This is a genomic window from Bacteroides sp. GM023 (assembly GCF_014750685.1).
GTDB lineage: Bacteria > Bacteroidota > Bacteroidia > Bacteroidales > Bacteroidaceae > Bacteroides.
The window spans coordinates 406,481-429,873 of sequence record NZ_JAAXGE010000007.1; the positions used below are offsets into that span (position 1 = coordinate 406,481).

The window sequence follows — 23,393 nt, forward strand, 5'->3', positions numbered from 1 at the left end:
AGTTTATATAAATATTACTTGTTTTTAAAAAGTGTATCCTAACTTAATGCCTTCGTTCCACCGGCTCGAACCTTCTATATAGTTGAGGTTGAAACCGTGCGTATAGCTTCCCTGTATCTCCGCGTAAATCCCATGATTGAAATGATAGCGTAATCCGAGATGGAGAGTGGCGTGCGTGGCGGTTGCATATTCATTTTGCAGGTTATAATAATCCGTCAAACGATAAGGCGGATTGCCCGGCTCTGTCTCCGTTTCGGCAGTCCGGCTTTTCTCGGTGAAGTTTCCCGTAGAAAAGGAAGCGGCTGCTTTCAGGTCGAATCTTCCGGTATGAAGAGTGCCGGAGATATAAGTCCGGCTACACAGCATCTTTTCCGAAGCGACATATGGGTACATTTGAGTCGTTAGACGCTTGAATGTAGATAATTCAGTGCCCAGGCGAAGCTCTCCGCGAGGACTTATAAGTTCATATTCGGGATGGACAAAGAAGGCGTCTTTCTCAAAGATACGGTTAGAACCTTGTATATGACTGGTTGTTATTCCGTTCACTGTTTCTTTGCTTATCACGTTTTCGTTGTTGACGAGGTGAGCCCATTTCAGATGTAATCGGATAAAATGTTCCTTATTCCCTTGTTTGAAACGATAACTCAGATGAGAAGTAATGCGGTCGGTAGGGAATTTGAACCAAATAGTCTCTTTTTCACCCGCCGAACCGGAAACGTGTGAATATTCAATATCTCCGTAAAATCCCTTCCATTGAAGTTGCAATGCTGCTCCGTGAGACAGTTCTTTGATAGGAAAGCCATTGATACCCGATTCACTTAGGTGGATTCCGCTGCCGTTCCATGCTTCATAAGCTCCGTACATAAGCCCCTTGTCCAAAAAGGCGTTGTATGAAGTTGCTGCTGTACCGATAACTTCCGCTTTCACCGATTCGCTGTTCTTGTTGAAGATATACGAAAGGCCGATTGCCAGTTCATCGACGTGATACATGACACTGGGAGCTACTTGCAGGTCGAGCCTGTAATTGGTATGCCGCAAGTCTTTTCGCTTTGAATAATTGGCGGAGGCAAAATCAATCTTTCCGCCCAATCGCCAGTTGGGGGCGATATCGGTTGCTATGCCGCCCATGAACGTATAAGTCTGCAAGTCTTTGCGTCCGGGAGTGAACTCCAGGATATCTACCGGATAGAATCCCGGATGGATAAACATAGAACCGCTCATATTCTTGCCCGAAGTATGGTCAAATGAGAATGAACCGGTCAGGGAGTAGCCTTTCAGATGGGTGATGGATTTAGCTATCGCCCCGGCGCTCCATGATTTTTCCGCTTCGGAATAGTTGCGGAAATCCCCGTGATTGTTTCGTCCGTACAGTTCGGCGTAAGAAGTGGTGATGCTGTCCATCATGATGCCTGTGACATTTGCTCCGGTATTCCAGGAGTTACGCCGTTCTATAATGTCATAGGTCTGTGCCGAAGCTGCGGACACCATGCATAGTAGCAAAAGACAGGCTATATATTTTTTTCTCATATCACTCATGCAAAGATTGTTTTTCTCGTTCATAAAAATCGGCGGAAGAATTGTTGGTATCCACCAGTATTTCATAGCCGGCTTCCTGTGTCGCTTCTTCATCTACATAGCGGTGCAGGCTGCGTCCGTTGTAAGTGGCGCTTTGCGTCACATATCCTGCGTCGATAGAAGGAGAAATACGCTTTTTATTGCTTGAAGAACCGCCGTAATATACTTCCGCACCGTCGATAATCCATTCCCAAGGGACGGCTATCACGCGGTCGCTTGTGCTGCCGGGTTTTTGTACGATGTTATCCTTTTCCAAAACGAATTCCTGTATGGTAATGTCCTTTGCCTTGAAAATAATTGTAGCGGGAGAGGATATCGAGTATGTATAAGCATTGGCCTGTCCCGTCTTTACTACAACGTTCAGATAATGTTCCGGTGTGATTTGGTCGCCCGGAGCCGGATGGTACTGGGTATTCGGGAAATGCACGTTGTTGTAGCAGACAAAATATCCGGGTTTGTTCAGATTGACGGATTGCGGGTATTGGGCTGCATGGTCGATAGCTCCGTTGATGGCAATTACTGCATCTTCTCCCGGCTGGAGCGGAAATGTCTTTCCGGTGCCGCCAAACTGCCATATACATTGGACGACGGGAGCGAAGTCACGGAAGAGTGTACTCCCAGTTATTGGGTCTTGTGACACCCATACATTGGTGGCTTGTGAATTGTAAGGGTCGAGTGTCCCGAAGCATAGACTGTCGAGATACTGTACTTCCGAATCGTTATTGTGCAGGATAATGTATTTGTCAGACTGGTAATCTCCTTCCAACGGCAGCTTCGTACAGCCACCGCAATAGATTTCCTTGATAATAATCGCTCCGGCTTTGGAATGAAGCAATGGAAGATTGAAAGTCATATTGTTATCACTCAGTTTCACATTGTCCGCCAGTCCGTTGAATATGTCCTGTCCGCTCTTGTCACTGATTTGTATGCGGTATATCCCTTTTGCCAGTGAGAATTTTGCCGCTCCGTTCTTGTCGGTTTTCGCTTTATAGGAATACCCTCGGTCTACATCTTCTATTTTCACGGCTACTCCTTCCCGGAGATATTCAGTGTATCCGTCCGGATAAACGGCGGTGACTTGTAAGGCATGTAACTGGCCGTCGTACGGATTCTCTTTATCTATGTCTGTACATCCCGTCAGGATGCTGATAACTGTCAGTAATACTATATAGATGGATTGCTTCATTGGTTTAAAGTTTAATGCGACAAGTGAGACCATAGTAGAAATCCGGGGTGAAGATGGCACTTATACCCGTAGCACGGGATTTCACATAAGGTCGTGAGTTTGTGAAATTGATAGCATTGAGAGACAGAGATATATGATCGCCAATCTCTTTGGTTATATTTATATTCGCAGAGAAATACGGATCGTACCCGTCAGCTGCGAATGTATAGGCATTCCCCGATTTACGTATCAGATAGGAGAATTCGGCTTTCTTCGCTTCCTCGGAAGTAAAAGGATGTATTTCATTATTCAGGTCGAGATACGCTACCGGCCAAATGGCTGTGTAGGAATCACCGTCATAAATACTTCCTCCTGTTTTAGTACTATTGCTTTCGCCTACATTGAAAGCGTATTCCTGTCCTTTATATTCCGAGATATTCTGCGAACGCTTCACAAGCGACGCTTCCAGTCGGCACGAGATAATCAGCCGGGCTTTCGGGATGCGGGTGATGGCTGTAATATTGGCGTCCAGTGAATGGGTACGCTTGCCATTGGCGGTTGTCGATGAATTGTCGCCATTGGCATAGATACCTACATATTGGTAGGAACGGTTGGCAAGATCGGTGTGCGACCATCCGTTCTGATAATAATAGGATAACGAATTATCTAAATACTTGGTATACGTATAAGCAGCATCTACCCGGATTTGTGTACGGATAGGAGTAATTTCCGGGAAATCGACAATCATTTCCGCGCCACGGCGAATCACATCCATTCCATTGTCAGGAGAGGTGGATTTTACAAAAGTCCGGTCGGTCACTTTCACATCCATCGGAGTCCAGTAATCCGCTGCATTGTCGCGTATATAAACCATTCCCGTCTGATTGTCTACATTGATTTGCGGATTCGCCGGCATAGTGAATCCATCCGGTGACTGGAGCACATCGTATGAAAACGGGGTATAAGTACTTGTGTATTTATACGGCAACTTCGTACGGTTGAAATATCCGACTAATGAAATCTTGGTACGGGCTATATTGAGGTCGATGCCTATCTCCGAGTTTTGGCTCTTTTGCCAACGAAGATTCTTGTTATGCAACAATGTATAAGGCTGGCTATAATACACATAAGACGACTCATTATTATTATAGGAGAAACCGAATGTCTGTATATCCCGGTATTCCTGTTTGGGATATAGCACATAGAAAGAAGGTAACTTCTCGGAAATCCCCCATCCGCCACGGATAGCGATATGCTCGTTCAACTGCCACCGGGCATTGAAGCGTGGAGAAAGACTGTTCAGACTCTTATATTCTGTCCCGCTGATAAACAGGTTTTCCCAACGTACACCTGCCATCAGCCTGAGCATCGTACTTCCGACAGGTAGCGACAAACTTTCTTCTGCATAAAAGGAAACATTATGCATATACGGATAGGAAGTATAAGGACGTGGACGGTAGCCGTTCGGAGCCAATGCAAGGTCTTTGTAATATTCCCCTTCACCTACATTCCCCGTAGCTTTCCACTGAACACCCGCTTTCAGATTACTGCTAACAGTCCCGAAACGGCGGTTCCATTCATACTTTAGAGATGCAGCATAATCCAGTTCCTTAGAATCAATCACCTGGTCGGCAAAATAAGTATATGGCAGTTTGTTTGCCAGAAAATATCCTTCCTGTGTGGCGTGTACTGCCGGTTGCTCTGATGCAGAGGAATTGAAAGTATGCGCATGCGAGTTATTATCATTATAATATACGGATGCGTCAAATTTCAGATTAGTTACCCATGACTTATTGAGCAACCATGACAATGAAGTGTTTGCACGGAATACGTTATCCCTCACTTTGGTATATTCGCCTGAATATGCGTCGGGGTCATCTTTCGTATTCATTCCGCCGATATTACCCGTAACACCGATATCGAACCGGAATACTTTGTTGAACGTATTGCTGTATCCGGCGGAGAAACTTCTTCTAGTATAAGAGGTATAAGGAGAAATCAGCTTTTGTGTAGCCTTTGTCCATTCTCCGTTCATGTTGATAACCCCTTTGTCATTCCCTAAATCAAATCCCTTTGCAAACGAAACCTGTTCCGTACGTGGATTGATGGACAGTAGAATATTCCAGGGGGTCTTTCCTTTCCTTGTGTGGATTTTAACCATGCCACTGTTCAAGTCGCCATATTCTGCGGATGGCACTCCTGTGATAACTTCCACCGATTCAATATCCGCCACGGCAATACTCCGGGTATCTGCACCGTTCATCTCGCCAAACGAACCATTATTGCCGATACGCACCCCGTCAACTTCTACGGCCGTTCCGAAAGCAGCATTGCCGGCTGTCGAACCGCCGCTGCGTAAAGAGAAAATGTTATTGGCAGTAAGGTCGGGAACTTTTGTTTTCCCCCCGGGAAGCAGAGCGGAAATGTCGCTCACATTGGATACCTGAAGATGCTCCAGGGCATTGCTACCGATAGTCAACGTCGTATTCAACTCATTCTTCGGAGCTTGTGCAGTGACAACCACATCTTCCAGTGCGAGCGTATTCTCTTTGAGCTGTATAGTCAGATTTTTAATATCGTTGCGTACATTTACAGGAACAGTCACTGGTACATATCCGAGGAAGGATACTTCTATATTATATTTCCCACTTTGTACTCCCGGTATCGTAAATTCTCCTTTCTGATTGGATACAGCCCATAAGTAGGTGCCTTTGATAATGATAGATGCACCGGGCAGGGGCGAATTTGTTTTAGCTTCGGTCACACGACCGGAGATTGTATAGATGTTTGAATCTGCAGCTACTTCTAATAGATTAAGAAATAGTAGCCCCCAGAATGCTATATTAAAAAGACAATACTTCATAGATAAGTTTTGCGCAAAATTCGTTAAAAACCGGGCGCTGGGCAATCGCAATAAGTGGCTATTTTAAGGAAGTAAAATACCTATAATAGGTGATGGTTGTATGAGTGTATACTTTTAAATCAAGGCAGTTACACCCAAAGTTAGTTCAAATCTGGTAGGGATATGAACCAAATGTTTTAGGCAAGAAACTCGAATGCTAAATTTATGCGCTAACTCTGTAAGAAATACTATTTCCAAGTGCATAAATTAATTCGTCGCACTATAGTCTTTCTTTCGTAGCACTATAGTCCAACGAAAGAGAGACTATAGTCAATGTTTCGTCGCACTATAGTGCTACGAATAAATATATGTATCTGAAGTGATTATATTTAGTATAACTCTGGAATAATTATTGCACACAGAGACAATAATTACAATCGTATGGGAAAGAAGCAGAATCCGTAGTTATCAAACTTATCCTGTATGAACTGGATGCTGCCAGCGTTCATAAGCTGACTATCAGAGAATATGAACCAGATTCTGAATATACTTATTGCTGGGGGACTGTCTGAGACAAGACTACTATTATGACGGTTGATGTATGGAATAAATATATGATGGAATATGCTCAAAAAATGTCAGCCTGCTTCTCGGTAGCATATTAGTATTTAGTTTAAAGGCTGGAAATGATTAAAAAGTGAGGAACCCTGTAACTATATGGGAATTCCCATCATCTTTTAGTAGAAATAATCTTTAGTGTAGTGGTTAATCTGAAACAAAGGGTTTAGTATATATTTGTTGTGTGAAGGTATTGGAGGCTGATTAAGTTCTTACAGAACTTGGTACATTGCTGATAGTAAACTTTCCATCCATGTTGGTGGTAGTTCCTATCGACGTGCCTTTCACTAGTACGGATGCCCCTACAACAGGCTGGTTGTCCTCTTCCGAAATGACAATACCTGTGATTGTTTTAGGTGTTTGGGCAATCGCCAGACCGATTCCTGCCAATAAGCAGGCCAATAACAACACAAATCTTCTTTTCATACGCTTACTAGATATTTGGTTAATATAATAGTTGTTTATTTGCTTGTATGCTTTTTGCAAAAATAAGCAGATTTTATTAAAATCAAAACAAAATAATAAAAAAAACATCAATTTATTTGCAGGGAAATTTGAAAGATGTAAGCGAATGCCGTTTTTCAAGAAAGCATATATTCTATGTTTGATAATATAGTGTTATTATTAATAAGGTATATCGTTACTTAATGGTGGTAAAGAGTACTTATGCCTTTAAATTCTTGATATCAGAGGATTATATTGACAAATATTCCCGATTTTGTAGAATAAATAGTCTTTAATATTAAGTTCTGTAAGAACTTTGAAGATCAGCTATATCGGGATGAAGACGGAAGAAATCCCCATTAAGCCGGGTGTCATGAAGATTGTTTTAAAATCAGATTCAGAAATTTTGCAGGAAGTGGTTGTAACGGGTATGACAAAAGTGGATAAACGACTTTTTACCGGTGCAGCCGACCGTTTGACAGCAGCAAGTGTAAAGCTGGACGGTCTGCCTGATATTAGCCGTGGATTGGAAGGAAGATCTGCCGGTGTATCAGTTCAAAACGTATCCGGAACTTTCGGTACGGCTCCTAAGATTAGAGTTCGTGGTGCTACATCTATTTATGGTAACTCCAAGCCATTGTGGGTAGTAGATGGTGTTATTATGGATGATGTTGTGGAAGTCAGCGCCGATCAATTATCTTCAGGAGATGCTGTTACTTTGATTAGTTCTGCTATTGCGGGACTGAATGCGGATGACATCGAAAGTTTTCAGATTTTGAAAGACGGTTCGGCCACTTCTATTTATGGTGCACGTGCTATGTCAGGTGTGATTGTTGTTACCACCAAGCAAGGTAAGGCAGGTACGAGCAGGTTGAGTTATACAGGTGAGTTTACTATGCGTATGAAGCCGTCTTATCGTAACTTTAACCTGATGAATTCACAAGATCAAATGGGCATTTATAAAGAAATGCGTGATAAGGGTGATTTGAACTTTGCCAGTGTGTATCGTGCTTCTAATAGTGGCGTGTATGGCAAAATGTATCAGCTAAATAATTGGTATGACAAAACCAATGGAATGTATGGATTGCCCCAAACTCCTGAAGCGCAGAATGCATATCTGCGCGAAGCCGAATATAGAAATACGGATTGGTTCGATTTGCTCTTTAGTAATGCCGTTATGATGAATCACTCCATCAGTTATGCTACCGGTACAGAAAAATCCACTTCTTATGTTTCTGTCAGCGCGATGGTTGATCCGGGATGGATGTTGCAGAATAAAGTACAACGATACACGGCTAACTTAAACAATAGCTATAAAATAGTCAAAGATTTGTCTCTTAACGTGATAGCCAATGCGTCTTATCGTCAGCAAAAAGCTCCGGGAACACTGGGACAGAGTTCTGACGCAGCTTCCGGTACGGTGAGTCGTGGGTTTGATATAAATCCGTATAGTTATGCTTTAAATACTTCCAGAACGCTCGATCCCAACGAGTATTATATGCGCAATTATTCTGATTTTAATATTTTCAATGAATTGAACGCTAATAATATCTCTTTGGATGTTATTGATTTGAAGTTTCAGGCTGAATTGAAATGGAAACTTTTTCATAAACTTGAATTGAGTGCCTTAGGTGCTTTGAAGTATTCCGCCACATCACAAGAACACAAAATACGCGAAAACTCAAATCAGGCATTAGCATATCGGGCTATGGGAGATGGTACGATTATCAACCGTAATTCGTGGTTGTATAAGAATCCGGATGATCCCTATGCACTTCCGGTATCTATTTTGCCTAAGGGAGGTTTTTATAATACAGCACAATATAAAATGTTGAGCTATGACTTTCGTGCTGCCGCTTCTTACAATGATATATTTAATGATACTCATATTATCAATGTTTATGCAGGTATGGAATCAAACGCTCAGAATCGTACGTCAAACAGTTTTGATGGTTGGGGTATGCAATATGACAACGGTGAGATTCCTTTCTTTGATTACCTTGCTTTCAAAAAACTCCGTGAAGGCAATACGAACTATTATGATCTTTCTAATAGTAAGAAGCGCAATGTAGCTTTCTTTGGTACTGCTACTTATTCTTATAAAGGACGGTATATTCTTACAGGCACAGGCCGTTATGAAGGTTCCAACCGTTTAGGTAAGTCCCGTGCTGCCCGTTGGTTACCTACCTGGAATATTGCTGGTGCATGGAATATGCATGAAGAAGAATTCTTTAAGAAATTAGAACCAGCTTTATCTCACTTCACGTTGAAAGCATCTTATAGCTTAACAGCAGACGTAGGCCCGAGTAACGTGTCCAATTCTAAGATTATTATTAATAGTTATACTCCTTGGCGTCCGTCGGCAGGTGTCTCTGAATCGGGATTGAAGATTGTAGACCCTGAAAATAGTGACTTGACTTATGAAAAAAAGCATGAGATGAATGTCGGTTTGGATATGGGCTTCCTTGATAATCGTATAAACTTTGAAGCTGCATGGTACAAACGTGATAATTATGACTTGATTGGTGCAATCACGACCGAGGGAGTTGGTGGGACGGTAGAACGTATGGCAAATGTGGCTTCTATGAAGTCTCATGGTTTTGAATTTACGCTTTCTACCCGTAATATTGAAAGCCGCAACTTTAGTTGGTCTACCGACTTTATTTTTGGATATAATAAGACAGAAGTGACAGATTTCAAATCACGTTCGCGTGTATTTGACTTGATTTCCGGTGTCGGCTTCGCTCGTGAAGGTTATCCGGTGCGCGGTTTGTTTTCTATTCCGTTCGAAGGCTTGGACTCTGACGGTTTCCCGATATTTAGTTTTAACGGGCAAACTGTTACAAAGGCAAACTATGGTAGTCTGAATCTTCAGCAATCGACAAATGTGGATTTCCTTAAATATGAGGGTCCTACTGACCCGACTATAACGGGAAGTATCGGTAATATTTTCACTTATAAGAATTTCCGTCTTAATGTATTCGTTACTTATTCAGGAGGTAACAAGGTACGTTTGGATCCAATGTTCCGCTCTTCATATAGTGACTTGGATGCCACTCCGAAAGATTTTAAAAATCGTTGGGTACTTCCTGGTGATGAAAATGTGACGGATATTCCGGTACTGGCCAGTTCTTTTGAGCGAAATCAGTATGCCAATCTAAGTATTGCTTACAATTCGTATAACTATTCTACTGCACGTATAGCTAGTGGTGCCTTTGTTCGCTTGAAAGAGATATCCCTTTCTTATGATTTCCCCAAAACATGGTTGAAATCCACTCCTATCAGTACTATTGGACTAAAGATACAGGGAACGAATCTTGCCTTGCTTTATGCCGATTCGAAATTGAATGGACAAGACCCCGAGTTCTTCCGTTCCGGTGGTGTGTCGGCTCCTGTCCCCAAACAGTTTACTTTGACATTAAAAGTTGGATTTTAAATAGTTGAAAGCGTATGAAAACAAGAAATAAAATAATACTATTGCTGGCGTTCGCATTGATGTCTATAATTACTTCATGTGAAAGTTATTTGGATACCATGCCTGACCAGCGTACGGAATTGAATTCCGTGAGAAAAGTGAAAGATTTGCTGATGTCTGCTTATCCCACAGCCTCGTCTATACAAATGGAAGAATTTATGTCGGACAACCGCATGGACAATGGCGAGAAATATGGTTTTCCTTCCAACATACTGATGCAGGCTTACCATTGGGAAGAAATGACTGATATTAATCAGGATACACCAAGATATCTGTGGGATGGATGTTATGGCGCTATTGCTGCTGCCAATCAGGCTTTACAAGCTATCGAAGAATTGGGTGACCCGGAAGATGCACAACCGTATAAAGGAGAAGCCCTGATATGTCGGGCATACGGACATTTCATTCTGGCTAAAATATTCTGTATGGCCTATGGGGATGATGCGGATACTGACTTGGGAATTCCATATATTACAGCTCCCGAAACAACTGTAGGTGTACATTACGAACGTGGTACATTGGCAGAAACTTATGCAATGATTGATAAAGATATTGAAGCAGGATTGCCATTGATAAGTTCCGAAGCCTATGATGTCCCTCAGTATCATTTCAATCATAATGCTGCCTATGCTTTTGCTGCACAGTTCAATTTGTTTTATAACAAATTTGATAAAGTGATTCGTTATGCTACCGAAGCTATCGGTGAAGATCCGTCGTCTGTATTGAGAAACATGGCTGGTTATGCACAGTTCCCTAGTTCTATGGAATACACATTAGCATATATTGACAGGGATGAACCTGCTAATCTGATGCTACAGCAAACCTTATCATGGTGGGGAAACAACTATAAATCAGCTTATCGTTATGGGCATAGTCGTGAGATTTGTGAAAAACAAACTATTTGGTCGAAAGGTCCTTATGGAACTTTGAAGGTGTATGAAAAAGTGTTGGGATATGGTGACCAATCTATTTTTGTTCCTAAAATGGATCAGTTTAAAGAAATAGCTAATGCCATTACAGGCAGCTATTATGGGCGTCAGGTTGCGTTTGCTTTCACTACAGATAAAACGCTATTGAATCGTGCAGAAGCTTATGTGCTCTCTGGGCAATATGATAAGGCTGTGGTTGATTTACAGTATTGGTATCGTATCAAAGCAGCTACTAAGATACCGGATAAAGAAGAGTTGAATCTTTTCTATGAAACAGTAGATCCTACAACTAACGGTAAGCCGCTTGACCCCAAGTTTGCCTTGGAAGCAGGTATGCAGACTAATTTGCTGAAAGCGGTTATTCATGCCCGCCGTATTGAAACAGTGCATGAAGGGGAAAGATGGCAGGATATTAAGCGTTTTGGCGTTGAGATTTCCCATAATTTGGAGAATGAGTCCCCTATCGTATTGAAAGCGCATGATCTTCGTAAAGCTGTCCAAATTCCAGCATCGGTTGTAGAGGCTGGCATGCAGAGTAATCCAAGATAGTTCAATGTTTGATAAAAAAGAATTTATTATGAGAAATTGGTATATATATTTGATTTGTATTCTAATGACTGGCAGCTTCTTTGCTTGCCAAAACGATGATTTGGAAGATCAAAGTATTTTTGATGTGTCCGAACAGGAACGGAGCGAGTTTGACCGCTGGCTGCTTGAGAATTATATTAATCCCTATAATATTGATTTTAAGTATCGAATGGAGCATATCGAATCAGATTATAGTCATAATCTTGTTCCTGCAGATTTTTGGCTGAGTGTGAAGTTGGCGAAGATAGTGAAACACTGTTGGTTGGAAGCCTATGACGAAGTAGGTGGAGTAGCCTTTACTCGCACGTGTGCCCCGAAAGTGATTCATGTCATAGGTTCTGCATCATGGGATAAAGGAACGATAACTTTGGGTACTGCTGAAGGTGGACTAAAGGTTACTCTATATATGGGGAACTGGCTTGACTTGACGAATATCGACCGTATGAATGAGTATTATTTTAAGGTGATGCATCATGAGTTTGCCCATATTCTTCATCAGAAAAAGAATTATCCGGTAGAATACGACAAGATTAGTGCCGGTAAGTATACGCCTACCGGATGGCAGAATCGAAAATTGCCGGAAGTCGCTCCTTTGGGTTTTGTTACACCATATGCAGGCAGTAAACCGAGCGAAGACATTGCTGAGGTGACCGCTTGTTACCTGACTTATCCGGCAGAACAGTGGGATGAAGTCATGGATTTGGCTGGAGAAGAAGGAGGCAAAATTATTGAACAAAAACTTACTACGGTAAAGAAATATATGATAGATGCCTGGCAGGTGGATATTGACCAACTCCGTAAAGTGATTGCTCGACGCACTAATGAGATAAGTGAACTTGATTTAGACCATATTTACTAAAAACAAATGCTGAAGTATGAAAAAACTGATTTATATTTTACTGGTGTTTACTATAGTCTGCTCTTCATGTGTGCAAGATGTGGATGATGTATATGATGCACCTGTAGCCCAACGAGTGGAGCAGGCTGTTCAGGAGTATCAAACTTTGTTGCGGAGTGCTGAATATGGATGGCTGATGGAGTATTATCCTTCTCCCAGCCAAAGTTATGGAGGATATCTGTATGTGATGAAATTTGTAGAAGGAGACAAGGTTATCGTTTCTACGGATGCTTTTGGGAAACCTCAAGAGACGGCAGAGAGCCTTTATTCCATTAAGAAAGATATGGGACCTACACTGAATTTTGATTCATATAATGCTTTGTTCAGTTATTTCTCTGATCCGGATATTACAGATGAAGCTGGTGGTTCAGGTAAGGGATATGAAGGTGATTATGAGTTTCTGCTCCGTTCACATACGGAGAATGAAATAATTCTTCGTGGAAAGAAAACGAAAAATATGATTAGAATGACCCGTCTGACTGGTCCTGGAGTAGATGTATTAACAAAATCGACCAGTATTTCGCAGAAGATGTTTGCCGTTTATTATACCGTTGAAATAGCTGGGGAACCGCAAACTGTTTTTATGCAGGAACGTAATTTTACTGTAACGTTGCCTACTGCTGAAGGAATGACTGTTGAGCAGAAGTGGTCATACCTCATTACTGATACGGGGCTTAAACTATATGCGCCGGTGGAAGTATCGGGCAAGAAAGTTCAGAATTTTGTTTATGATGCAGTTACCCAATCGTATAACTGTATTGATGAAGGGATGGAAAGTCTGAAAATTAAACCTGCTGCCTTACCTGAAGGATATATGCATTTCGATGATTTTATCGGTTCCTGGAAAATGACAGATTATGATAATAATACATACAATATTCAAATATCGAAGAAGTTTAAGGATGATTCTTTCTATATGAAAGGTCTGAATGCGAATTTCACTGTGATGCTGTATTATAATTATAAGCTGGGAAGAATAGAATGGCCTTCACAACTATTGCAAACGACTGGTGACGGGACTCGGATTTGGTTTTGTGCATGGGATGCTTTTGCCAGCACCAGCTTGTCGGGTAATACATCTTATAGGTTGATTGGAGAACCGAAAGCAGATGCTGGGAAAACGACTATTGAATGGACAAAGAATAATGGTACGTGGAGTGGTAAAACAGGATGGAATTCGTTTATACTATGGAAATACCCTAAAGAAGGTTCAAGTTCTGAATATAAGGATTGGGGACAATCACGATATAGGGGTGGCTTTACAATGATAAAGGACTAATAATAAGAGTTGAATTATGAATAAGATTTCAAATATACTGATAGCTGTAGTATTGCTTGTCCTACATGCAGGATGTAGTGATAGTGATGATACCTCATCAGTTAGTGCCTTAACGGTAGTCAAATCTGATGTTGAATATCCTTCTGAAGGAGGAAGTGGAACCATTCTATTGAAAACGACACAGGCTTTTGAAGCAGTGTCCAATGCCTCGTGGTGTACAATATCTGTTTCAGAAACGACTATAAATCTGACAGTTTCACCTAATTTGAATGTAGGGGCACGGAATGCGCTAATTGTGATTAGTACAGGTAATGAGAAATGTCAGGTAAATATTACTCAGATGGGTGATATGGCAGATTGTAATATAGAAGGAGAACATAAATTTTCTTTGTTGGGAGGAACTGTTGATTTTGAGGTGAATACACATCGGAATTATACCGTTTCTTCTGAAGGTGGAGATGGTTGGCTCACTTTCACAGATGATAAGGATGGTAAAATTCGAGTGAATGTTGCTTCAGGACCTTATAATTTGGCAGAACCAAGAACTGCTACAGTTACTGTAGCTATTGGTAATGTAAAATGGACAGGTGTTTTTGAACAATTACCTTTGGCTGGTGAATATGTCATCAGATATATTCGGGATAATGGAACTCAGGAGGGAGTATGTAGGCTTGATATAACAAATACTCCTGATACATATGATGTACGCTACTTGTCGGGAGTTCCTATTACGAATGCTGGTGGTTTACCCGGAAAAGCCCTTTATACGGATGGAAAACTAGCTTTTCCGATGGGAAGCCAGTTCTTGGGATATATGAATGTTACGGACTATGGCCAAGTTCCACTGTATATGTATGCGTATTGCAAAAAGGGAAACATAGTTCTCAGTGATGATTTACAATATATCGCTCCACTAGTACTCAATGCTGAAAATCAGTTAGAACTGACATTTGGTGATAATGGCGTATGGTCGAATGATGGCAGCCTTACTGTGGATGGATTTTATTATGCCTGTGTTAAGGACGGTAAGATAGTGAAGAATTGGGGCTCCATGACGGATATAGTGCTGATTCATAAATAATTCATGAAAGAATGCATAGGGAGTGGCTACTTGGTGGCTGCTCTCTATTGATCTTGATAAAACAGTTTTGATGTTGAACTTAAAATTAAGTATTATGATTATGAAACAGACCCTGCTTTTTTCTTTATTCATGTTGTTCGGATTAGTTGAAGTGATGGCGCAAACTACTGTTTTGCCACCTGATGAACCAGACTTTCCAGCATGGCCAGTTACTCCTTGTGGTGATCAGTACACAGAGTGTGTGAATATTACTGCTTCTATACAGTGGAAAGCTGGTGACATTGGAGAGGCTACTGTAGTTTTACCTTTTAGTTTGGATTATGCGCAACCTACTTATCTTTCAATTTCTACTAATTTTTCGTATACAGTTGATGGTAAGAATATTGATATTGTCTTTTTCTCATCGGCATTTGACCATAAAGTGGAATTAGAGTATGAGGATCAAAATTATAGTTATGGATATGCAGATACTGCTTCAGGGCATTCTTGCTTTGCTTACAAATTAAAATATAAAATATCTATAACTTTTATTTAATATTGGACTATTTGTTGAATACATCTCTAATAGAATTCCTTTAAGCCGCACGGCTTAATTTAGCTTTTGTGATTTTGGAGTGGTTACTCAGCTTCTGATCCCAATAACAAGGTATAGAACTAATAAACCGGCTTGCATTGCGATTCATATCGCGTTGCAAGCCGGTTCATTGATTGGGTTTATCTATAAATACCCGGATAGTATCACCGGGCTGATAGCTTAGACATTTTTTACTTTAATCAGATACTCGGCAATCTGAACAGCGTTCAGTGCGGCACCTTTCTTGATTTGGTCGCCCACAACCCAGAAAGTCAGTCCGTTTTCGTTCGTCAGGTCTTTGCGGATACGACCCACGTATACAGGGTCTTTTCCTGCCAGGAACAATGGCATCGGATATTCCTTTTCAGCCGGATTGTCCTGAAGAACCAGTCCTTCACCCTTGGCGAATGCTTCACGGGCTTCTTCAATCGAGATAGGGCGTTCTGTTTCCAGCCAAATACTTTCAGAGTGAGCACGCAATGCAGGAACACGTACGCAAGTAGCACTAACCTTGATGTCGGAGTGCATGATTTTACGTGTTTCATTAAACATCTTCATCTCTTCCTTCGTGTAGCCGTTTTCTGTAAATACGTCCACTTGCGGAATCAGGTTGAAAGCCAACTGATACGCAAACTTCTCTACAGTCACAGGTTCGTTAGCCAATACCTGGCGATATTGTTCGTACAATTCGTCCATAGCAGCAGCACCCGCACCGCTGGCTGCCTGATAGGTAGACACGTGCACGGTTTTTATATGAGAAAGCTTTTCGATGGCTTTCAGTGCAACTACCATTTGGATAGTTGTACAGTTCGGGTTGGCAATGACGCCACGAGGACGCTCCAAAGCATCTTCGGGATTTACTTCGGGCACTACCAAAGGTACATCGGCATCCATACGGAATGCGCTGGAGTTGTCAATCATCACAGCACCATATTTAGTGATGGTTTTCTCGAACTCCTTGGATGTGCCTGCGCCGGCAGAAGTGAAAGCAATGTCTACCCCTTTAAAGTCATCATTGTGTTGTAAGAGTTTTACCTCGAGCTGTTTACCGCGGAAAGTATAGGTTGTTCCGGCACTACGTTTAGAACCGAACAAAACTAACTCGTCCATCGGGAAGTTTCTCTCATCGAGCACGCGCAGGAATTCCTGTCCCACGGCTCCGCTTACGCCAACAATAGCTACTTTCATCTTTTTCTTTTGTTAAATTGTGAATAATGTAACTCTCCCCTTATTCTGTCGAATAGGAAAGATTTGGCTGCAAAATTATAACATTTTGCCATATAATCAGTATTTTGGATGAGAAAAAAGTTATAGAGCCGTGAGTTTTTGGCGATGACTGGCAAAACCGGCATTGAAATAACCTAAAACTAACGACTCAAACCCTGTAACTTATTGGTGGTATGCGAACTTTTTTGTTCCTTTGCATTGAATTCCTAAAGCTACAGCCTATGAACCTGTTTGATTTTAATTTTACCTTACCGATAACCGACCCTACCTGGGTATTCTTCCTGGTATTGATTATTATTCTTTTTGCTCCGATGATTCTCGGACGTCTGCATATACCTCATATTATTGGCATGATTCTGGCGGGAGTGGTGATTGGCGAACATGGTTTTCATGTGCTCGACCGCGACAGTAGCTTCGAACTTTTCGGTAAAGTAGGACTATACTATATCATGTTTCTTGCCGGGCTCGAAATGGATATGGAAGATTTCAAGAAGAATCGGACGAAGAGTTTTGTATTCGGCTGGCTTACCTTTCTGATTCCGATGGGATTGGGAATATGGAGTAGTATGAGTATGTTGGGATATGGTTTTCTCACTGCTGTGCTACTGGCCAGTATGTACGCTTCCCATACGTTGATTGCTTACCCTATTATCAGCCGTTATGGATTGTCTCGTCTGCGCAGTGTTAATATAACAATCGGCGGTACGGCAGTAACCGTTACCCTTGCTTTGATTATTCTTGCTGTCATAGGAGGTATGTTCAAGGGGACTGTCGATGGCTGGTTTTGGGGCTTTCTTGTAGCGAAAGTCGCTTTCCTCGGTTTTCTGATTGTTTTCTTTTTCCCACGTATCGGACGTTGGTTTTTCCGGAAGTATGACGACAGTGTAATGCAATTCGTATTCGTGCTGGCGATGGTTTTCCTTGGCGGCGGATTGATGGAGTTTGTGGGAATGGAAGGAATCTTGGGAGCTTTCCTTGCCGGATTGGTTCTGAACCGCTTGATTCCCCATGTATCTCCTTTGATGAACCGGTTGGAATTTGTAGGAAATGCGTTGTTCATACCTTATTTCCTGATTGGTGTCGGAATGATTATTGATGTAAGAAGCCTGTTTACCGGTGGGGAAGCATTGAAAGTGGCGGTTGTGATGACCGTGGTTGCTACCTTCAGTAAATGGCTGGCTGCATGGATTACGCAAAAGATTTATGGTATGAAACCGAACGAACGGAGCATGATTTTCGGTTTGAGTAATGCGCAGGCAGCGGCTACGTTGGCAGCGGTATTAATCGGACACGAGATTATCATGGAGAATGGCGAACGATTATTGAATGACGATGTACTGAACGGTACGGTCGTGATGATTCTTTTTACTTGTGTCATTAGTTCTTTGGTGACGGAACGTGCTGCCCGCCGTTTTGCTTTGGATGAAACAGTACAGTCGGAAGAAGAGGGAACAAACAAGAATAAGGAACAGATATTGATTCCGGTTGCCAACCCGGATACGATTGAAGACCTTATTAACCTGGCACTGGTGATAAAAGATGCCAAACAGAAGAATGCATTAATCGCATTGAATGTTATCAATGATAATAATAGTTCGGAAAAGAAAGAGTTGCAGGGAAAACGTAATTTGGAAAAAGCGGCGATGATTGCCGCTGCTGCCGATGTACCTGTCACGATGGTGAGTCGTTATGATTTGAATATTGCTTCGGGGATTATTCATACGATAAAGGAATATGAAGCTACGGATGTTGTCATCGGTTTGCACCGGAAAGCCAATATCGTGGATTCCTTCTTCGGGCATCTGGCTGAGAGTTTGCTGAAAGGTACGCACCGTGAAGTGATGATTGCCAAATTCCTGATGCCGGTGAATACCTTGCGGCGAATCAATATAGCCGTTCCGCCGAAGGCCGAATATGAAACCGGTTTTGCAAAATGGGTGGAACACTTCTGCCGGATGGGAAGTATCCTGGGATGTCGCGTGCATTTCTTTGCAAACGAACGGACTTTGATGCGGCTTCAGCATCTTGTAAAGAAGAAATATTCAGGAACACCGACCGAGTTTTCTACGTTGGACGAATGGGAAGACCTTCTTCTATTGACAGGGCAAGTGAATTTCGACCATTTGCTGGTTGTTATTTCCGCCCGTCGGGGGTCTATTTCTTACGATCCTTCTTTCGACCGTCTGCCGGCACAACTCGGAAAGTATTTCTCTAATAATAGTTTGATTATTTTGTATCCCGACCAGTTCGGCGAGCCGCAGGAAATTGTTTCTTTCTCTGACCCTCGCGGACATAATGAGTCGCAGCATTATGAAAAGGTTGGTAAATGGTTCTATAAATGGCTAAAGAAAAATTGATGGAAGAAAATAACTGGCAGCAAAGAACAGAGCTCCTTTTGGGAGAGGAAAAGATGAATCGCATCCGTAATTCCCATGTGTTAGTCGTAGGTTTGGGTGGAGTAGGGGCTTATGCGGCCGAGATGATTTGTCGCGCGGGAATCGGTCGGATGACGATTGTAGATGCCGATACGGTACAACCTACCAATATAAACCGCCAGTTGCCTGCCATGCATTCCACATTAGGAAAGACAAAAGCAGAAGTGCTGGCTGCCCGGTATAAAGATATAAATCCGAATATTGAGCTGAGGGTTCTTCCTGTCTATCTGAAAGATGAAAATATACCGGAACTGCTGGATGCCGATAAGTATGACTTTGTAGTAGATGCTATTGATACAATCAGCCCGAAATGTTATCTGATTTTTGAAGCGATGAAGCGTCGTATCAAGATTGTTTCCAGTATGGGGGCAGGAGCGAAAAGCGATATCACACAGGTTCGCTTTGCCGACCTTTGGGATACCTATCATTGCGGACTAAGCAAAGCAGTGCGGAAGCGTTTGCAGAAGATGGGAATGAAACGGAAACTTCCGGTAGTGTTCAGTACCGAACAGGCTGACCCGAAAGCTGTATTGCTGACCGATGATGAACAGAATAAGAAATCGACTTGTGGAACAGTCAGCTATATGCCGGCTGTGTTCGGATGCTATTTGGCGGAATATGTCATTAAACGATTATAAAAGGCTATTATGATAAAACTAGAAGGAATAACGAAGAGTTTCGGTTCATTGCAGGTGCTGAAAGGGATTGACCTGGAAATCAACAAAGGAGAAATTGTCAGTATCGTAGGCCCGAGTGGGGCAGGTAAAACTACCCTGTTACAGATAATGGGTACTTTGGACGAGCCGGATGCAGGAACGGTGCAGATTGACGGAACGGTAGTCAGCAAGATGAAGGAGAAAGAACTGTCTGCTTTTCGTAATAAAAATATAGGTTTCGTATTCCAGTTCCATCAACTTCTGCCGGAGTTTACGGCATTGGAGAATGTGATGATTCCTGCATTTATTGCGGGCGTATCTTCAAAAGAGGCAAATGAACGTGCAGTGAAGATACTGGAGTTTATGGGGCTTGCCGACCGTGCTTCTCATAAGCCCAATGAACTGTCGGGCGGAGAGAAACAACGGGTAGCGGTAGCACGTGCTTTAATCAATGACCCAGCTGTTATTTTGGCCGATGAACCATCCGGAAGTCTCGATACACATAATAAAGAAGATTTACATCAACTGTTCTTTGACCTAAGGGACAGACTGGGGCAGACATTCGTCATTGTCACCCATGACGAGGGACTTGCCAAAATCACCGACCGGACAGTGCACATGGTGGATGGCATGATTAAAAAAGATTAATTAAGAAACCTAACTTCTAAAAATGGATACCAAAAAGGTAGAGGCTTGCGTGGTTTCTACCTTTTTGCTATATATTTGTAGTCGCTTCTCTACGGAAGTCTGTGAAGATGATAGTAGAGTGTTTGTTTTGTTTGTGTGTGATGCATTCTTGTCTGGTGTGATAGGAATGCATCTTTTTTTATAAATCACAACAAACGTATGGCTCCAACCTTTCAAAGTCATCAGGAGTAAACTCCTCATAGAGCGATAACTGTTTCAGGCTGTTTATGCTTCCCTTCTTTTTCCGGTACTCTACGATTACTTTCGCTTGATAGAAGTTAATATACGGGTGATACATCATTCGTTCCAAACTGGCTTTATTTAAGTTAATACGATGTATCTGACCGGCATCAATAGAAAACCAGGGACGGAGCTTCTCTACCTTTAGCTGAATCTCCTGTAATTGCTCTATCCGGCAAAAAGCTCCTAACCGCTTGCGGTAATTCACAATCTTTCGGGCAATACCGCTACCGATTCCGGGAATCTTCTTGAGTTCGGTGGTGTCTGCTAAATTAAGATTAATCACAGTACCGGGTTGGTATTTGAATATCGTATCCCGTTGTACGCTTTGTGCAGTCAATAACTGTACTGTATCTTTTGATTGGAGATTCTCCGTAATCTGAATATAAGGAAGGAGAGTCTGGTATTGTTCTTCCTTCAATCCATATATCTTTCGAAAGTCTTCCGGGTGGCGGAATCGTCCTTGCTTTCTTCGGTAATGCAGAATATTCTTAGCCATCCATGGCGGTAATCCGAGAGACAGGAAAGTCATGGAATCAGCAGTATTCGGGTCGAAGACAGTCAGTTTAATTTTCTTTTCAGGAAACGGCTGAAAGGAATTGCCGGCAGATTTCCGATGAGGCTCGGTCTTTTTGAGGGACGCGATAAACTCGTTGTATTCTTTTTCGAACTTCTCCTGTTCTGTGGCATCCACTTCTTTAGGATGCTCGAAAAGCGGGAATAGCAGGGGAATAGAGAATACCCCTAAAATAAGAACGACAAGGACGATAATGCCTTGTCGTTCAGTTTTAGTGAAATAAAAGAAGTCTTTCCACATTATAGTTTGATGAATCCCAGTTCATTGATAAATATCAATGTGATGGCGATTGGTGCAATATACTTTAATATAAAGATGATGAGTTTGTATACAGGGACTTTTAATGAACCGTCATTGGTAATTTCTGACCACACCACCTTCTTGTCGAGATACCATCCTGTGAAGAGGGAAATGCACAATCCGCCAAGTGGTAACATGATTTTAGCTGTTACGAAGTCGAACAGGTCGAACATTCCCAAACCAAAGACGGTGAATCCTTTTGTTACCCCTAACGATAACGAACAGATTATCCCGAAGAATATACATCCGCCGGTAACCAGTCTTGCCGCTTTCCCACGAGAGAACTTAAATTCTTCGTGCAAATAAGCCGTCACTACTTCGTGCAGGGAAATGGTAGAAGTCAATGCCGCCATAGCCAGCAATGTATAGAACATCACAGAAAATATGTATGCTAACACGGGTGCTCCACTAAATGCCTGCTGAAATACATTAGGCAGTGTGATGAAGATAAGGCTAGGGCCGGCTCCTGGCTGAATACCTACGGAGAAAGCTGCCGGGAAAATGATAAATCCCGCCAATATCGCCACAAAGGTATCAATGATACCTACGCTAAAAGCAGTTTTAGTCAGATTAGTCTCTTTACTGAAATAGGAAGCGTATGTACAGAGACAACCCATCCCCAAGCTGAGAGAGAAGAAGGCTTGTCCCATAGCACTCAGAAATACATTCCCGTCCACCTTGCTAAAGTCCGGTTTCAGCAAGAACTCAATACCTGCCCCGGCTCCCGGTAGCGTAACCGAGCAGACTACCAATATGAGGATAATAATAAATAAGGTAGGCATCATAATCTTGGAAGATTTCTCAATCCCTTTTTCTACTCCTTTTACGATAATGAAGTGAGTAATCAGCAAGAAGGCTACCAGCCATACAACCGGGCGCCACGGGCTACTGGAAAACTCCTGGAAAGAAGTAATGAACTCACCGGAAGTTTTTCCGGCGAAGCCATTGGACGCTGCTTCAAATATATATTCAAGTGTCCATCCTGCCACCACAGAGTAGTAGCTAAGTATCAGGAATCCGGCTAATACTCCCATCCGACCTACCCAACGCCAGTGTGTGCCAGGAGCCAGTTTTTGATAAGCTCCTGCGGTATTTGCTCTCGAGCGACGTCCTATCAGAAACTCAGCAATCATAATAGGAAGTCCCAAAAGGAGTATACAGCCTAAATAAATCAATATAAAAGCTGCGCCTCCATGATTTCCTGTTTCATAAGGAAATCTCCATATGTTACCCAATCCTACTGCCGAGCCGGCGGAAGCAAGTATTACGCCTAGCTTACTGCCGAAGTTCGCTCTGTCATTTTTCGCCATAAATCTTGTTTTGTCTTACAAATCGTTATAAATTCATGTATTAAAGTGCAAATATAGAAAATGATACTTATATTTGCGCCGAATCTGTAATTTTATTTAGATATGCTATCTTATATTAAGAAATATCCTGTATCGCTTTTTATAATACTGACTGTGATTTACCTGTCGTTCTTTAAACCGCCTAAAACGGATTTGAATGAAATTCCAAACATAGATAAACTAGTCCATATTTGTATGTATTTCGGTATGTCGGGAATGTTATGGCTGGAGTTTTTGCGGGCACACCGCCGGGATAATGCGCCGATGTGGCACGCCTGGGTAGGTGCATTCATTTGCCCTGTTCTTTTCAGTGGTTGTGTGGAACTGATGCAGGAATACTGCACGAGTTATCGTGGTGGAGATTGGCTGGATTTCGCAGCTAATTCCACCGGGGCGATTTTGGCAAGTTTAGTAGCCTACTATGTGGTGAGACCGAGAATGATAAAAAAATAGT

Annotated in this window: 17 protein-coding genes; 10 read left to right on the forward strand and 7 right to left on the reverse strand. The window is 42.1% G+C overall.

What is annotated here, in order from left to right; all coding sequences use genetic code 11:
- Positions 1-24 precede the first annotated feature (24 nt).
- The 4 genes from HC965_RS16870 to HC965_RS16885 form a co-directional block, all read right to left on the reverse strand.
- Positions 25-1,536 carry a DUF6850 family outer membrane beta-barrel protein gene (locus HC965_RS16870; RefSeq protein ID WP_191032549.1) on the reverse strand — a complete coding sequence of 504 codons (1,512 nt, stop codon included), beginning with the start codon at positions 1,534-1,536 and terminating at the stop codon, positions 25-27.
- Positions 1,529-2,761, reverse strand: coding sequence for a DUF4876 domain-containing protein (locus HC965_RS16875; protein WP_191032550.1), 1,233 nt, complete (start codon positions 2,759-2,761; stop codon positions 1,529-1,531). Before HC965_RS16875 ends, HC965_RS16870 begins: the two co-directional genes overlap by 8 nt.
- A 4-nt stretch (positions 2,762-2,765) precedes the next feature.
- Complete coding sequence (locus HC965_RS16880; protein ID WP_191032551.1) at positions 2,766-5,603, reverse strand: TonB-dependent receptor; 2,838 nt, start codon at positions 5,601-5,603, stop codon at positions 2,766-2,768.
- A gap of 801 nt (positions 5,604-6,404) precedes the next feature.
- Complete coding sequence (locus HC965_RS16885) at positions 6,405-6,626, reverse strand: carboxypeptidase-like regulatory domain-containing protein (protein ID WP_044655635.1); 222 nt, start codon at positions 6,624-6,626, stop codon at positions 6,405-6,407.
- Between the two features lie 313 nt (positions 6,627-6,939).
- Between HC965_RS16885 and HC965_RS16890 the strand changes: the two genes are divergently transcribed.
- The 6 genes from HC965_RS16890 to HC965_RS16915 all read left to right on the forward strand — a co-directional run bounded on the left by HC965_RS16890 (position 6,940) and on the right by HC965_RS16915 (position 15,429).
- Entirely contained in the window at positions 6,940-10,080 is a 3,141-nt protein-coding gene (locus tag HC965_RS16890; RefSeq protein WP_370539988.1) for a SusC/RagA family TonB-linked outer membrane protein, read from the forward strand.
- 14 nt (positions 10,081-10,094) lie between these two features.
- Positions 10,095-11,597, forward strand: a complete 1,503-nt coding sequence (locus tag HC965_RS16895; protein WP_191032553.1) for a RagB/SusD family nutrient uptake outer membrane protein — start codon at positions 10,095-10,097, stop codon at positions 11,595-11,597.
- Between the two features lie 28 nt (positions 11,598-11,625).
- Positions 11,626-12,495 carry a putative zinc-binding metallopeptidase gene (locus HC965_RS16900; protein ID WP_223854927.1) on the forward strand — a complete coding sequence of 290 codons (870 nt, stop codon included), beginning with the start codon at positions 11,626-11,628 and terminating at the stop codon, positions 12,493-12,495.
- Positions 12,496-12,511: 16 nt separating this feature from the next.
- The gene (locus HC965_RS16905) at positions 12,512-13,813 is read left to right on the forward strand and encodes a DUF4302 domain-containing protein (protein ID WP_191032555.1); all 1,302 of its coding nucleotides are present in this window, start codon (positions 12,512-12,514) and stop codon (positions 13,811-13,813) included.
- 16 nt (positions 13,814-13,829) lie between these two features.
- The gene (locus HC965_RS16910; RefSeq protein WP_191032556.1) at positions 13,830-14,894 is read left to right on the forward strand and encodes a BACON domain-containing protein; all 1,065 of its coding nucleotides are present in this window, start codon (positions 13,830-13,832) and stop codon (positions 14,892-14,894) included.
- 100 nt (positions 14,895-14,994) lie between these two features.
- A complete protein-coding gene (locus HC965_RS16915) occupies positions 14,995-15,429 on the forward strand; it encodes a hypothetical protein (RefSeq protein ID WP_191032557.1) in 435 nt (144 codons plus the stop codon).
- A gap of 219 nt (positions 15,430-15,648) precedes the next feature.
- Here the strand turns inward: HC965_RS16915 and HC965_RS16920 are convergent, their stop codons facing one another.
- Positions 15,649-16,656 carry an aspartate-semialdehyde dehydrogenase gene (locus HC965_RS16920; RefSeq protein WP_191032558.1) on the reverse strand — a complete coding sequence of 336 codons (1,008 nt, stop codon included), beginning with the start codon at positions 16,654-16,656 and terminating at the stop codon, positions 15,649-15,651.
- 260 nt (positions 16,657-16,916) lie between these two features.
- On the opposite strand from HC965_RS16920, the gene HC965_RS16925 reads away from it, so the two are divergent.
- The 3 genes from HC965_RS16925 to HC965_RS16935 are packed head-to-tail and all read left to right on the forward strand — an operon-like array spanning position 16,917 to position 20,434.
- A complete protein-coding gene (locus HC965_RS16925) occupies positions 16,917-19,052 on the forward strand; it encodes a cation:proton antiporter (RefSeq protein ID WP_191032559.1) in 2,136 nt (711 codons plus the stop codon).
- Positions 19,034-19,768 (forward strand): ThiF family adenylyltransferase, encoded by a 735-nt coding sequence (locus tag HC965_RS16930; protein ID WP_191032560.1) that lies wholly within the window; start codon positions 19,034-19,036, stop codon positions 19,766-19,768. Before HC965_RS16925 ends, HC965_RS16930 begins: the two co-directional genes overlap by 19 nt.
- A 9-nt stretch (positions 19,769-19,777) precedes the next feature.
- The gene (locus tag HC965_RS16935) at positions 19,778-20,434 is read left to right on the forward strand and encodes an ABC transporter ATP-binding protein (RefSeq protein ID WP_191032561.1); all 657 of its coding nucleotides are present in this window, start codon (positions 19,778-19,780) and stop codon (positions 20,432-20,434) included.
- A 178-nt stretch (positions 20,435-20,612) separates the two neighbouring features.
- On the opposite strand, the gene HC965_RS16940 is transcribed toward HC965_RS16935, so the two are convergent.
- Both HC965_RS16940 and HC965_RS16945 read right to left on the reverse strand, forming a co-directional pair.
- The gene (locus HC965_RS16940) at positions 20,613-21,530 is read right to left on the reverse strand and encodes a helix-hairpin-helix domain-containing protein (protein ID WP_191032562.1); all 918 of its coding nucleotides are present in this window, start codon (positions 21,528-21,530) and stop codon (positions 20,613-20,615) included.
- Positions 21,530-22,900 (reverse strand): sodium-dependent transporter, encoded by a 1,371-nt coding sequence (locus HC965_RS16945; RefSeq protein ID WP_191032563.1) that lies wholly within the window; start codon positions 22,898-22,900, stop codon positions 21,530-21,532. Before HC965_RS16945 ends, HC965_RS16940 begins: the two co-directional genes overlap by 1 nt.
- A gap of 102 nt (positions 22,901-23,002) precedes the next feature.
- Here HC965_RS16945 and HC965_RS16950 point away from each other — a divergent pair, with 102 nt between their 5' ends.
- Complete coding sequence (locus HC965_RS16950; protein ID WP_191032564.1) at positions 23,003-23,392, forward strand: VanZ family protein; 390 nt, start codon at positions 23,003-23,005, stop codon at positions 23,390-23,392.
- Position 23,393 lies beyond the last annotated feature (1 nt).

Coding starts and splice junctions, on each gene's coding strand:
- HC965_RS16875 (WP_191032550.1), bottom strand. CDS start 2,761: ATGAAGCAATCCATCTATATAGTATTACTGACAGTTATCAGCATCCTG.
- HC965_RS16905 (WP_191032555.1), top strand. CDS start 12,512: ATGAAAAAACTGATTTATATTTTACTGGTGTTTACTATAGTCTGCTCT.
- HC965_RS16935 (WP_191032561.1), top strand. CDS start 19,778: ATGATAAAACTAGAAGGAATAACGAAGAGTTTCGGTTCATTGCAGGTG.
- HC965_RS16930 (WP_191032560.1), top strand. CDS start 19,034: ATGGCTAAAGAAAAATTGATGGAAGAAAATAACTGGCAGCAAAGAACA.
- HC965_RS16910 (WP_191032556.1), top strand. CDS start 13,830: ATGAATAAGATTTCAAATATACTGATAGCTGTAGTATTGCTTGTCCTA.
- HC965_RS16950 (WP_191032564.1), top strand. CDS start 23,003: ATGCTATCTTATATTAAGAAATATCCTGTATCGCTTTTTATAATACTG.
- HC965_RS16940 (WP_191032562.1), bottom strand. CDS start 21,530: ATGTGGAAAGACTTCTTTTATTTCACTAAAACTGAACGACAAGGCATT.
- HC965_RS16925 (WP_191032559.1), top strand. CDS start 16,917: ATGAACCTGTTTGATTTTAATTTTACCTTACCGATAACCGACCCTACC.
- HC965_RS16895 (WP_191032553.1), top strand. CDS start 10,095: ATGAAAACAAGAAATAAAATAATACTATTGCTGGCGTTCGCATTGATG.
- HC965_RS16920 (WP_191032558.1), bottom strand. CDS start 16,656: ATGAAAGTAGCTATTGTTGGCGTAAGCGGAGCCGTGGGACAGGAATTC.
- HC965_RS16900 (WP_223854927.1), top strand. CDS start 11,626: ATGAGAAATTGGTATATATATTTGATTTGTATTCTAATGACTGGCAGC.
- HC965_RS16870 (WP_191032549.1), bottom strand. CDS start 1,536: ATGAGTGATATGAGAAAAAAATATATAGCCTGTCTTTTGCTACTATGC.
- HC965_RS16915 (WP_191032557.1), top strand. CDS start 14,995: ATGAAACAGACCCTGCTTTTTTCTTTATTCATGTTGTTCGGATTAGTT.
- HC965_RS16880 (WP_191032551.1), bottom strand. CDS start 5,603: ATGAAGTATTGTCTTTTTAATATAGCATTCTGGGGGCTACTATTTCTT.
- HC965_RS16945 (WP_191032563.1), bottom strand. CDS start 22,900: ATGGCGAAAAATGACAGAGCGAACTTCGGCAGTAAGCTAGGCGTAATA.
- HC965_RS16885 (WP_044655635.1), bottom strand. CDS start 6,626: ATGAAAAGAAGATTTGTGTTGTTATTGGCCTGCTTATTGGCAGGAATC.